Here is a 12,645-nt window from a genome sequence, read left to right on the forward strand (position 1 = left end):
CCATGCAGGCATGGCACGCGGCGCCGTTAGCATGGACAGCAGGCCCCAAACCCAAGGAGGACGCCCATGAAGATCAAGGCCCTGCTCGCCGGCACGGCACTCGCCGCTGCTCTTGCCGCCACCGCGCCCGCCCTCGCCCAGACGCTGCGCTGGGCAGCGCAGAACGACGTGCTGACGCTGGACCCGCATGCGCAGAACCACGCCACCACCAACGCGGTGCTGATGCATGCCTACGAGGGCCTCACGCGCTACAGCGCCACCTACCAGATCGAGCCGGCGCTGGCCACCAAGTGGACCTTCATCAATCCGACCCAGGTGCGCTTCGATTTGCGCAAGGGTGTCAGATTCCAGGACGGCAGCCCCTTCACCGCCGACGACGTGCTGTTCTCCTTCGACCGCATCCGCCAGCCCCAGGGCACGATGCAGATCTACGTCACCGGCATCAAGGAGATCAAGAAGGTCGACAGCCACACGGTGGACCTGATGCTGGCCTCGCCCAATCCCATCCTGCTGCGCAACATCATCGATTTCCGCATCATGAGCCGGGCCTGGGCCGAAAGGAACAACACCAGCAAGGTGCAGGACTACAAGGCCAAGGAAGAGAACCACGCCAGCCGCAACGTGATGGGCACCGGGGCCTACCGCATCCTGAGCTGGACGCCCGAGCAGCGCGTGATGATGGCGCGCAACGAGGCCTGGTGGGACAAGCCCGCCGGCAATGTGCAGCAGCTGATCTACACGCCCATCAAGTCCGAATCCACGCGCGTGGCGGCGCTGCTGGCCGGCGACGTGGACCTGCTCACCGACGTGCCGGTGCAGGATCTGGAGCGCCTGCGCGCCGACAAGCGGCTCAAGGTGGTGGACGGTGCCGAGGTGCGCACCATCTTCCTCGCCCCCGACGTGGGCAGCGCCGAGCTGAAGTACAGCAGCGTCAAGGGCCGCAACCCCTTTGCCGACAAGCGCGTGCGTCAGGCCCTGAGCCTGGCCATAGACCGCGAGGGCATCAGGAAAAGCATCATGCGCGGCCAATCGATACCGGCGGCCCTGCTGGTCGCGCCCGGCGTCAACGGCCACGACAAGGCGCTGGACCAGCCGGCCAAGGCCGACCCGGTGGCGGCCAAGAAGCTGCTGGCCGCCGCCGGCTATCCCGAGGGCTTCGAACTGCGCCTGAACTGCCCCAACAACCGCTATGTCAACGACGAGAAGATTTGCCAGGCGGTGACCGCGATGTGGGCGCGCATCGGCGTCAAGACCAGCCTGGTGACCGAGTCGATGGCCACCTACAGCCAGAAGTTCCAGAACTTCGACACCTCGATCTACCTGCTGGGCTGGGGCGTGCCCACCTATGACGCGCAGTACACCATCCAGTCGCTGGCACGCACGCGCACAGGCGGCGCCGAGGGCAATTTCAACTTCTCGAAGATCAGCGACCCCGAGATCGACCGCCTCAGCGACGCCATCAAGGCCGAGACCGACATTCCCAGGCGCGACGCGCTGATCCGCCAGGCCCTGCTGCGCATCCGTGACGAGGTGCTGCTGATCCCGCTGCACCACCAGATGCGGCCCTGGGCCATGAAGGCCGGCGTGAGCACGGTACACCGCTCGGACGACAGGCCCGAGGCGCGCTTCGCCACCATCAGATGAAGGCCGGCCGCGAGGGCGGCGTGGGTGGCGTGGCCGGCGACGCAGCGCGTGCCACCCAGGCCTCGAAGGGCGCCAGCGGCAGCGGGCGGCTGTAGAGATAGCCCTGGTAGGCGTCGCAGCCGCCCACCGCCAGTAACTGGCGTTGCTCGAAGGTTTCCACGCCCTCGGCAATGACCTGCAGGCCCAGGCTGTGGCCCAGCGTGATGACGGTCTGCGCGATGGCTGCGGCCTCGGTTGAACGCAGCATGTCGCGCACGAAGCTCTGGTCGATCTTGAGCTGGTCCAGCGGCAGCCGGCGCAGATAGCTCAGCGATGAGAAGCCGGTGCCGAAATCGTCCAGCGACAGCCCTATGCCATGGGCCTTGAGCGCCTGCATGCGGGCCGCGATGCCGTCGACGTCATGCGCCAGCATGGACTCGGTCAGTTCGAGCTTGAGCCGGGTCGGATTGGCTCCCGCGGCCTCCAGGCAGGTGAGCACGCGCTCGACGAAGTCAGGCTGGGCGAACTGCGTGGCGCTGACGTTGATGGACAGCACCAGCGCCGAGGTGTCGGTGCGTCGGCCCCAGGCCGCCAGCTGGGCGCAGGCGGCGCGCAGCACCCAGTCTCCCAAGGGCAGCATCAGGCCGCTGCGCTCGGCCAGCGGGATGAATTCGCCCGGCGAAACCATGCCGCGGCGCGGGTGGCGCCAGCGCAGCAGGGCCTCGGCGCCGAGGGTGCGCCCGTCGGCGCCCACCTGGGGCTGGTAGTAGAGCTGCATCTCGCCCCGGGCGGCGGCATCGCGGAGTTCACCCACCAGGCCGCCGCGCTCGGCCACCTCGGCCTGCATCAACCGCACGGCGACAAAGATCAACAACGCCGGCAGCGCGTGGTTGATCCAGATCGTGTGCGCCCTCAGGCCGTCGGGCAGGGCCAGCGGCGTGGCAATGCCGACGTCGGTGGCGCCGAACAGCACGCCGGTGGCCAGGCACAGCAGCGGCAGGCCGTGGCGCAGCAGCGGGCGCTCGTCGTGCAGCAGCAGGCAGGCGGCCACGCCGACGGCGATCAGGTAACCGTGAATGGAGCGCGGCACGCCCGCGCTGGGCAGATCCAGCAAGAGCGCGCAGGCGCTCAGCATCAGGTAGAGCAGGCTCACCATCAGCAGCGATGCGGCGCGGATGTGGCCGCGCCTTGCCAGCACCTCCGTGGCGATGCCGCAACTCAGGGACAGCAGTTCGAGCGCGACACCCAGCCCATTGCCACGCGCGATGAAGACCGCGCCCCAGGCCAGGCTGGCCAGCACGGTGACGATGCTGGCGGCCGCCAGCATACGGCGCACGCGCCGCGTGTGCAGACTCTCCGGTGGCGGATCGCCGGTGGAGTCGGTGGCAACGGGCTGGCCGGCGACGGCGGGCCGGCGCAGAAGCAGGACCATGGATCTCCAGGCCGGGCTTCGGGCCCGGCCCTCCCTCGCGCGCTCGCGGGGCGGGAAAACCCCTGTCCGGCGCTCGTCCCTACTCTATCGGCTGCTCTCCACCGAAACTGAACCCGCTGCCCGCCTCCCCCTACATTCGTGGGGAGCGCGCCACCACGCGCTGCAGCGCGGCTGCGTATTCGCGCTTGAGGCGCGCCACCAGGGCGGCTGCCGGCACCACGGCGTCAACGGCACCGATGCCCTGGCCGCAGCCCCAGACGTCCTTCCAGGCCTTGGCCTTGCTGCCCTCGCCGCCGCCAAAGCTCATCGCGCTGGCATTGCTCTCGGGCAACTGGTCGGGGTCGAGGCCGGCGGCGCGGATGCTGGGCTTGAGGTAGTTGCCGTGTACGCCAGTGAAGAGGCTGGTGTAAACGATGTCGTCGCTGTTGCTGTCGACGATGCACTGCTTGTAGGCATCGGACGCACGCGCCTCGTCAGTGGCGATGAAGGCCGAACCCATGTAGGCGAAATCGGCGCCCGCGGCGAGTGCCGCCAGCACAGCGTCGCCGCTGGCCATGGCGCCGCTCAGCGCCAGCGGGCCGCTGAACCACTGGCGAATCTCCTGCAGCAGCGCGAAAGGGCTCTTGACGCCGGCATGGCCGCCGGCTCCGGCGGCCACCGCGATCAGGCCGTCGGCGCCCTTCTCGATGGCCTTGTGCGCGAAGGCGTTGTTGATGATGTCGTGCATCACCACCCCGCCCCAGGCGTGGACCGCCTCGTTGATGTCGCTGCGCGCACCGAGGCTGGTGATGACGATCGGCACCCTGTAGCGCGCACACACGGCCATGTCCTGCTCGAGCCGGTCATTGGTCTTGTGCACGATCTGGTTGATCGCAAAGGGCGCGGACGGCTGCTCGGGGTGGCTGCGGTCCCAGGCGGCCAGGGCCTCGGTGATCTCGGCCAGCCACTCGTCAAGTTGAGCCGCCGGCCGCGCGTTCAGCGCCGGCATCGAGCCGACGATGCCGGCCATGCACTGTGCAATAACCAGCTTGGGGTTGCTGACGATGAAGAGCGGCGCACCGATCACCGGAAAGGGCACGCGCGCCAGCGCGGCGGGCAAGGCCATCAGAAAGCCTCCAGCGGCAGGGCCGTGGCCGATTCGGCGCCGTCGACGATGCTGTCGCGCAGTGCCCCGCACCTGACCAGGATGTGGTCGCCGTAGAAGCGCGCCACGGTGATCTTGGCCTGCATGAAGGCGGCGTCGTCGCCGGCGGCAAGCCGGGTCTCGGCGGCCAGCAGCGCACGCGCCATCTGCCAGCCGGCCACCACGGTGCCGGCCAGCACCAGATAGGGCACGCTGCCGGCATAGACGGCGTTCGGGTTGCCGCGCCCCTGGGCGACGACGAAATCGACCACATCCAGGAAGGCTCGCCGCGCCGCACCCAGGTGGGCGGCCATCGCCGTGCATGCAGTGCTGCCGCGCGCCTTCAGTTCGCCCTCGGTGGCCTCGATCTGGCCGGCAATGGCGCGCGCCACGGCGCCGCCGTCGCGGCCGGTCTTGCGGCCCGCCAGGTCATTGGCCTGGATCGCCGTCGTGCCCTCGTAGATGCTCAGGATCTTGGCGTCGCGCAGGTGCTGGGCGGCGCCGGTTTCCTCGATGAAACCCATGCCACCGTGGACCTGCACGCCCAGGCTGGCGACATCCAGGCTCATCTCGGTGGACAGGCCCTTGATCAGCGGCACCAGGAATTCATAGAAGGCCTGGTTCTGCTTGCGCACCTCGGCATCGGGGTGGGCATGGGCGGCATCGAAGGCGGCGGCGCCAACCAGCGCCATCGCGCGACAGCCTTCGGTGTGGGCGCGCATGGTCATCAGCATGCGGCGCACGTCGGGGTGGTGGATGATGGGCGCGGGCCCGGCCACGCTGCCGTCCACCGGGCGGCTTTGCACACGGTCGCGCGCATAGGCCACAGCGCGCTGGTAGGCGCGGTCGGCCACCGCGATGCCCTGCACACCCACGCCGAAGCGGGCCGCGTTCATCATGATGAACATGTACTCGAGGCCGCGGTTCTCCTGGCCAATCAGTTCGGCCCAGGCGCCGCCGTGATCGCCGTACTGCAGCACCGCCGTGGGGCTGGCCTTGATGCCCAGCTTGTGCTCGATGCTGACGCAGTGCACGTCGTTGCGGCTGCCATCGGGCATCAGCTTGGGGCAGATGAACAGCGAGATGCCCTTCACACCCTCGGGCGCACCGGCCACGCGGGCCAGCACCAGGTGGACGATGTTCTCGGCCAGGTCGTGCTCGCCGTAGGTGATGAAGATCTTGGTGCCGAAGAGCTTGTAGCTGCCGTCGGGCTGGGGTTCGGCGCGCGTGCGCACCTGGCTCAGGTCGCTGCCGGCCTGGGGCTCGGTGAGGTTCATCGAACCAGTCCAGCTGCCGTCGACCATCTTCGGGATGTAGCGCGCCTTCTGTTCGTCGCTTCCGGCGGTGAGCAAGGCCTCGATGGCGCCGTCGGTGAGCAGCGGGCAGAGCGCGAAGCTGAGGTTGGCGGCGTTGACCATCTCGCTGCAGGCGGCGTGGATCAGCTTGGGCAGGCCCTGGCCGCCGAAATCGGCCGGGTGCTGCAGGCCCTGCCAGCCGCCCTCGGCGTACTGGCGGAAGGCGCCCTTGAAGCCGGGCGTGGTGGTGACAATGCCGTCCTTGAACGACGAGGGGTTGCGGTCGCCTTCCCAGTTGAGCGGAGCGATGACGTCCTCGCACAGCCGCGCCGACTCTTCCAGCACGGCCGCGGCGGTGTCGAGGCCGGCGTCCTCGAAGCCGGGCAGCGCGGCGACGGCTTCGATGCCGGCCAGTTCCTTCATCACGAAGAGCATGTCCTTGACGGGTGCGCGATAGCTCATTGCGGGTCTCCTGATGGAAAAAGGGCGCCGCGATGGGCGCCCTTGCTGGGTTAGGGGTTCAGAGGCTCTTCACGAGCTCCGGCACCGCGGTGAACAGATCGGCCTCCAGGCCGTAGTCGGCGACGCTGAAGATGGGCGCCTCGGCGTCCTTGTTGATGGCCACGATGACCTTGCTGTCCTTCATGCCCGCCAGGTGCTGGATGGCGCCGCTGATGCCGGCGGCAATGTAGAGCTGGGGCGCCACGATCTTGCCGGTCTGGCCCACCTGCCAGTCGTTGGGCGCGTAGCCGGCGTCCACCGCGGCGCGGCTGGCACCGAGTGCGGCGCCCAGCTTGTCGGCCAGCGGCATCAGCACCTCGTTGAACTTGTCGCTGCTGCCCAGAGCCCGGCCGCCGCTGACGATGATCTTGGCCGCCGTCAGCTCGGGCCTGTCGTTCTTGGCGATCTCGCTGCCGATGAAGCTGGACAGGCCGCTGTCGGCCACCGCCGCCAGGCTTTGTACTGCTGCGCTGCCGCCCGTGGCGGCGGCGGCGTCGAAGCCGGTGGTGCGCACGGTGACCACCTTGATGGCATCACTGCTCTGCACGGTGGCGATGGCGTTGCCGGCGTAGATGGGGCGCTCGAAGGTGTCGGCGCTGATGACCTTGGTGGCGTCGCTGATCTGCGCCACGTCCAGCAGCGCCGCCACGCGCGGGGCCACGTTCTTGCCGTGGGCGGTGGCCGGGAACAGCAGGTGGCTGTAGTCGCGGGCGATGGCCAGCACTTGCGCGGCGACGTTCTCGGCCAGTTGCTCGGCCAGCTGGGGCGCGTCGGCCAGCAGCACCTTGGCCACGCCGGCCACTTGGGCGGCGGCCTGGGCGGCGCCGGCGGCGTTGGCGCCGGCGATGAGCACATGGACCTCGCCGCCGCATTGCAAAGCGGCGGTGACGGTGTTGAGCGTGGCACCCTTGAGGGTGCCGTGGTCGTGTTCGGCTATGACGAGAGCAGTCATCAGATCACCTTGGCTTCGTTCTTGAGCTTGGCCACCAGCGTGGCCACGTCGGCCACCTTGATGCCGGCGCCGCGCTTGGGCGGCTCGGCAACCTTCAGGGTCTTGATGCGCGGGGCCACGTCCACGCCCAGGTCGGCGGGCTTGAGCACCTCCAGCGGCTTCTTCTTGGCCTTCATGATGTTGGGCAGGGTCACGTAGCGCGGCTCGTTCAGGCGCAGGTCGGCCGTCACGATGGCCGGCAGGCCGACCTTGACGGTCTCCATGCCGCCGTCGATCTCGCGCGTCACCGTGGCCGCGTTGCCTTCGATCACCACCTTGTTGGCGAAGGTGGCCTGGGCCAGGCCCGTCAGCGCCGCCAGCATCTGGCCGGTCTGGTTGCAGTCGTCGTCGATGGCCTGCTTGCCCAGGATCACGAGGCCGGGCTTCTCGCGGTCGACCAGGGCCTTCAGGAGCTTGGCCACGGCCAGCGGCTGCAACTCATCGGCGCACTCCACCAGGATGGCGCGGTCGGCACCGATGGCCATGGCCGTGCGCAGGGTCTCCTGGCACTGCGTGACGCCGCAGGACACGGCCACGATCTCGGTGACCACGCCCTTCTCCTTCAGGCGCACCGCCTCTTCGACGGCAATCTCGTCGAAGGGGTTCATGCTCATCTTGACGTTGGCGATGTCCACGCCCGTGCCGTCCGCCTTGACGCGCACCTTGACGTTGTAGTCCACCACCCGTTTCACGGGGACCAGCACCTTCATGACTCTCGCTCCTGCGCGCGGTTGACGTTAACGGAAAGTACAGATTCTAGGCGCCAGGACAGCACACGGACCGTCCATCGCCCAAAAAATAGAACGACCGTTCTATTTCAGAGGCGCCGCGGCATGCGGCGCTCGTCGCTGGCCATCGCATAGCCGATGCCGCGCACCGAGCGTATGGGCAGCGACAGCGTCAGTTCGCGCGCCACCTTGGCGCGCAGCCGGCTGACCACGACCTCGACGCGGTGCTTGTCCCATTCCTCGGGCAACAGACCCATCGCGGTGGCGATCTCGGCGTGGCTGCAGTGCTCGCCGGGCCGCTCGAGCAAACGCCGCACGACCTGGAACTCGGCCATCGACAGGCGCACCGTATCGCCGCGCGGCGCGATCAGCAGCAGCGATTGCGCGTCCAGGTGCCAGCCGCCGGCCTTGGGCAAGGGCGGCGGCACGGCGACGGCTGAGGCCGCCGCAAAGCGCAGCGACAGGCGCTCGATGAGCAGCACCAGCTCGTCCATGTCCACCGGCTTCACCAGGTAGGCGTCGGCGCCGGCCGCCAGCCCCTCAAGCCGGTCGTCACGCAGCGCGCGTGCGGTGACAAAGATGATGCCGATGTCCAGCCGATGCTGGCGCAGGTACTGGCAGATGGCCAGGCCGTCCTCGCCCTCGAGGCCGATGTCCAGCACGGCCACCAGGCGTGGCTGGACCGCGAGGTGGCGGTAGAAGCCGGCGGCCGATTCGAAGGTCTCGACCCGGTAACCGTGGTGGCGCAGCTGGAAGGCCATCTCCTCGCGCAGCACGGCCTCGTCCTCGACGATGCAAACGGGGCAGGAGGTGGGGCTCACAATGGGTGAAGAATAACCACCGCCACGCCGCACCCGGCGCGCCGCCCCGTCTTGAAGCCGCTCCACCCCTGCCGGACCTGGGCCCGCGTCGCATGGCGCCTCGGGCTGGCCGGCTTGTGGGCACTGCTGCTGCTGGCCGGCGCCGCATGGGCCCAGGAGCCCCTGGTCCTGGGCGGGCCCGGCATCGACAGCCACGACGGTGCCGGCCACCTTGCCGCCAGCCCGCGCGGCGCGGCGCCGGCCACGGCCGCCGAGGCGCTGGCGCTGTACCGCAGTGGCGGCTTCGAGCGCCTGCCCGCGCACCTGGGCCGCGGCTACGATCCGCAGCCGGTGTGGATCGCCTTCGACCTGGTACAGGACACCGCCATGTCGGACGGCGAACCGGCGGCGGTGGTGGTCGAGGTCGGCCCGGCCTACCTCGACCGCATCACCGCCTACCGCAGCCTGCCCGATGGCAGCTTGCAGGCCCTGGGCGAGGCCGGCGACCAGGTCGACAAGCACCTGCGCCCGCTGCCCGCGCTCAAGCCCGCCTTCGCGCTGCGGCTGACGCCGGGCCAGCCCACCACCGTGCTGCTGCGGCTGCAGACCGCCAGCACCCAGGCCGCCATCGTCACGCTGTACCACGCCCCGGCTTTCGCCGCCGCCCAGCTCACCGAAGGGCTGGTGCTGGGCGCCATCCTCACCATCAGTGCCGTGATGATGCTGCTGGCCCTGGGCCTGTGGCTGATCTACCGCGATGCGGCGCATCTGCTGTGGCTGCTCTATGTCGGCGTCACCGGCTTGCTCTGGTTCCTGATCGACGGCCTCGCCGACCGCGCGCTGGCGCTGGCCGACCGCTCCTGGATCAACCACGCGACCCTGGTCTTCAGCATCGCGAGCATGGTGGTCGGCACGCTCTTCCTGCGCACGCTTTTCGAGCTTCGCGCGCTGGCACCCTGGCTGCACCATCTGCTGGGTGTCTGGGCGGCCAGCGTGCCGGTGGTGATGGCCTTGAGCAGCTTCGCCCGCAGCCCATTGCTGATGGGGCTGGTGCTGGTGTCCAGCGTGCCGATCTTCGCGCTGGTGGCCGCCGCCATCGTCTGGCTGATGCTCCGGCGCCATCGCACCGCCCTCTTCTTCGGCCCGGCCTTCCTGCTCTACCTGGGCGCCACGCTCAACAGCGTGCTGGCCACGCTGGGCTGGGCGCCGCTGGACAACGTCTCCTTCTACGGCTGGCAGCTGGCCGGCCTGTGCAATCTGCTGTCGTTGCAGGTGGCCATCTTCGATCTGGCGCGGCGCACGCAAAGGCAGCTGCAGGCCGAGCGCCAGAGCCTGCTGCAGGATCTGGCGCAGCGCAACGAGGCGCTAGAGCAGGGCGTGCAGGCGCGCACGCTGTCGCTGGAGACCGCGCTGCGCGAGCTGCGCCAGGCCGAGGCCGACCAGCGCCAGCTGCTGGCCATGGCCTCGCACGAGTTCCGCACCCCGGCGGCCATGATCAAGGCCTCGCTGGACTCGCTGGCCCTGGTGCAGCACACGGCGCCGCCCGAGGTGGCAACGCGGCTGCACAATATCCGCGCCGCCAGCCAGCGCCTGATCCGCCTGGCCAATGACTTGATTGCCAGCGACAGGTTGCGCGAGCCGACCCTGCCCGTGCAGCGCGCCGACATCGACCTGCGCGATGCATTGCACGAGGTGGCGCGCCACTACCCCGCCGGCACCCGACTGCAGTGGACGGCGCTTGAGCAGCCCCTGCCTGTGCGCGCCGACCCGGCGCTGCTGAACATCGCGCTGCACAACCTGATCGACAACGCGCTGCGCTACCACCCCGAGCAGGCCGCCGAGGCGGTGCAGGTGCGCCTGGCTCTGGCCGCCGATGCCCAGCCGCCACAGGCCTGCATCCAGATCGCCGACCGCGGCGCCGGCATCCCCGACGAGGCCAAGGACAAGGTCTTCGACCGCTTCTTCGTGCTCACGCCTGCCAGCAGCGGCCCCGCTGGCGGCAGGCTGGCCGGTCATTCAGGGCTGGGCCTGTCCATTGTCAAGAGCATCGCCCTGGCCCACGGCGGCACGGTGGCGGTGAGCGACAACCCGCCGGCCGGATCGGTGTTCGAGCTGCGCCTGCCGCTGCTTGTGGCGGCGGCGCCAACACCCGCTTGACGTGGCGCAAGCCTGATCGCCCGAACTGGCGGTTTCTCTCGATAACGAGAGTTCCCGAGAGCCTTCTCACGGGGCATTTCACTAAGTTACGCCGCTGACGAACCGTCGGCTACCAGCTGTAACTTTGCCCCCAGACCACGCGCTTCGCCGGCCCTCGCCCGCCCCACGGGCGGCCGGCGCGCCCCCGCGCCCCGGGCTCCTCGCCCGCCCCGCGCCGCCGCCGCGCGCCGCGTCTGCCCCGCCCACCCCTTACCGCCGAGATTTCATCTTGCAAACCCCGAAGCTCCTGCCGGTTTCCGCTGCCCTTCTGTTCACGCTGGCTCATCTGCCGGCCCAGGCCCAGACGGCCACGCCGCCCGATGCCGGGGCGCTGCGGCAGCAGATCGAGCAAGGCCAGCAGCCGGCCCTGCCCGCCGCGCGCCGCCCGGTGGCGCCGCCGGCACCGGAATACAAGCCGGCCGGAAATCTGTCGGTGACGGTGGCACGCTTCGAGTTCCGCGGCAACAGCCTGCTCGGCGACGCCGCGCTTCAGGCCGCCGTGGCGCCCTGGCTGCAGCGGCCGCTGGACTTTGCCGAGCTGCAGCGCGCCGTGGCAGCCGCCGCCAACGCCTACCGCGAAGCCGGTTGGATCGTGCGTGCCTACCTACCGCAGCAGGAAATCGCCGCCGGCACGGTGGTCGTGCAGATTGTCGAGGCCCGCTTCGGCGCCGCCCAGATCAACAGCGCGCAAGGCCTGCGACTGGACCCCGAGCGCGCCCGCCGCATGGTGCTGGCGGCCCAGCCGACCGGCGCGCCGCTCAGCGGCCAGGCAGTGGATCGCGCCCTGCTGCTGATCCAGGATTTGCCGGGCGTCAGCGTCAAGGGCAATCTGGCGCCGGGCAAGGAAGACGGCGAAACCGACCTGTTGGTGCGCCTGGACGCGCGCCCGCTGTGGACCGGCGACGCGACGCTGGACAACGTGGGTTCACGCTCCACCGGCGCCTGGCGTCTTGCCGGCTCAGTGCAGGCGCGCAGCGCATTCGCGCTGGGCGACATGGCCAGCGTCAACCTCATCCACAGCGAAGGCAGCGACTACCTGCGCGCTGCCGCGTCGCTGCCGCTGGGCTTCGAAGGCCTGCGCCTGGGTGCCAGCGTCTCGACGCTGGACTACAAGGTAGTCAGCGCCGATTTCTCGGCCCTGGATCTCAAGGGCAGTTCAAGCACCCTGGGCCTGGACGCGACCTACCCGGTGATACGCGCCACGGCACGCAACCTCTACGCCAGCGCCAATCTCGACCTGCGCGGCTACCGCAACAGTGGCTCGGGCGTGGTCACCAGCGACTACAGCGTGCGCGTGCTCAGCGCCGGCCTGTCGGGCAGCCAGTTCGACGAATGGCAGGGCGGCGGCCTCACCACCGCCTCGCTGACGCTGAGCGCCGGCCAGGTCGACCTGGGCGGCTCGCCCAACGAGGCGCTGGACGCTGCCGCGGCCCACACCCAAGGCAGCTTCCAGAAGCTGCGCTTCAGCCTCGGCCGCCAGCAGACGGTGGACGCCAGGACCACGCTGCACGCGGTGGTGAGCGGCCAGTTCGCCTCGCGCAACCTCGACTCGGGCGAAAAGATCTACCTCGGCGGCTCCACCGGCGTGCGCGCCTACCCGTCCAGCGAGGCCGGCGGCTCCGAAGGCCTGTCGTTGGCCGTCGACCTGCGCTTCCGGGTCAACGACAACCTCAGCGTCGGCGGTCTCTACGACTGGGGCCAGGTCACGGTCAACCGCAAGACCGGATTCCCCGGCGCCACACCCAACAACCGGCTCTCGCTGCAGGGCTTGGGCGCCACCGCGGCCTGGGCCACGCCCTGGGGCGTGAACCTCAGCGCCACCTGGTCGCACCGCCTGGGCGACAACCCCAATGCCACGGCAGGCGGCCAGGACCAGGACGGCACCCTGGTCAAGAACCGCCTCTGGTTCAGCGCCACCTACACCCACTGAGACAGCCGCAGGCAGCCCGGCACACC

The 12,645-nt window shown here is 69.7% G+C and carries 9 protein-coding genes; 3 read left to right on the top strand and 6 right to left on the bottom strand.

The window, feature by feature from the left end:
- Nucleotides 1-66 precede the first annotated feature (66 nt).
- Nucleotides 67-1,644: an ABC transporter substrate-binding protein gene (locus JMV16_RS03690; RefSeq protein WP_201492777.1), complete on the top strand. Its 1,578-nt coding sequence runs from the start codon at nt 67-69 to the stop codon at nt 1,642-1,644.
- On the opposite strand, the gene JMV16_RS24495 is transcribed toward JMV16_RS03690, so the two are convergent.
- The 6 genes from JMV16_RS24495 to JMV16_RS03720 all read right to left on the bottom strand — a co-directional run bounded on the left by JMV16_RS24495 (nt 1,637) and on the right by JMV16_RS03720 (nt 8,514).
- Entirely contained in the window at nt 1,637-3,055 is a 1,419-nt protein-coding gene (locus JMV16_RS24495; protein WP_201492778.1) for a putative bifunctional diguanylate cyclase/phosphodiesterase, read from the bottom strand. The genes JMV16_RS03690 and JMV16_RS24495 overlap by 8 nt on opposite strands.
- 130 nt (nt 3,056-3,185) lie before the next feature.
- Nucleotides 3,186-4,160 carry an NAD(P)H-dependent flavin oxidoreductase gene (locus JMV16_RS03700; RefSeq protein WP_201492779.1) on the bottom strand — a complete coding sequence of 325 codons (975 nt, stop codon included), beginning with the start codon at nt 4,158-4,160 and terminating at the stop codon, nt 3,186-3,188.
- Nucleotides 4,160-5,935 carry an acyl-CoA dehydrogenase gene (locus JMV16_RS03705; protein ID WP_201492780.1) on the bottom strand — a complete coding sequence of 592 codons (1,776 nt, stop codon included), beginning with the start codon at nt 5,933-5,935 and terminating at the stop codon, nt 4,160-4,162. Before JMV16_RS03705 ends, JMV16_RS03700 begins: the two co-directional genes overlap by 1 nt.
- A gap of 58 nt (nt 5,936-5,993) precedes the next feature.
- Nucleotides 5,994-6,926 carry an electron transfer flavoprotein subunit alpha/FixB family protein gene (locus JMV16_RS03710; protein ID WP_201492781.1) on the bottom strand — a complete coding sequence of 311 codons (933 nt, stop codon included), beginning with the start codon at nt 6,924-6,926 and terminating at the stop codon, nt 5,994-5,996.
- On the bottom strand, nt 6,926-7,675 hold the full coding sequence (locus tag JMV16_RS03715) for an electron transfer flavoprotein subunit beta/FixA family protein (RefSeq protein WP_201492782.1): 750 nt from the start codon (nt 7,673-7,675) through the stop codon (nt 6,926-6,928). Before JMV16_RS03715 ends, JMV16_RS03710 begins: the two co-directional genes overlap by 1 nt.
- A 107-nt stretch (nt 7,676-7,782) precedes the next feature.
- On the bottom strand, nt 7,783-8,514 hold the full coding sequence (locus JMV16_RS03720; RefSeq protein ID WP_201492783.1) for a response regulator transcription factor: 732 nt from the start codon (nt 8,512-8,514) through the stop codon (nt 7,783-7,785).
- A 114-nt stretch (nt 8,515-8,628) separates the two neighbouring features.
- Between JMV16_RS03720 and JMV16_RS03725 the strand changes: the two genes are divergently transcribed.
- Together JMV16_RS03725 and JMV16_RS03730 are read left to right on the top strand one after the other, a co-directional pair.
- Nucleotides 8,629-10,650 carry a sensor histidine kinase gene (locus JMV16_RS03725; RefSeq protein ID WP_201492784.1) on the top strand — a complete coding sequence of 674 codons (2,022 nt, stop codon included), beginning with the start codon at nt 8,629-8,631 and terminating at the stop codon, nt 10,648-10,650.
- 268 nt (nt 10,651-10,918) lie between these two features.
- Complete coding sequence (locus JMV16_RS03730) at nt 10,919-12,619, top strand: ShlB/FhaC/HecB family hemolysin secretion/activation protein (RefSeq protein ID WP_236580331.1); 1,701 nt, start codon at nt 10,919-10,921, stop codon at nt 12,617-12,619.
- The last annotated feature ends 26 nt before the right edge of the window (nt 12,620-12,645 follow it).

It is taken from the genome of Rubrivivax sp. A210 (assembly GCF_904426505.1).
Taxonomy (GTDB): Bacteria; Pseudomonadota; Gammaproteobacteria; order Burkholderiales; family Burkholderiaceae_C; genus Rubrivivax.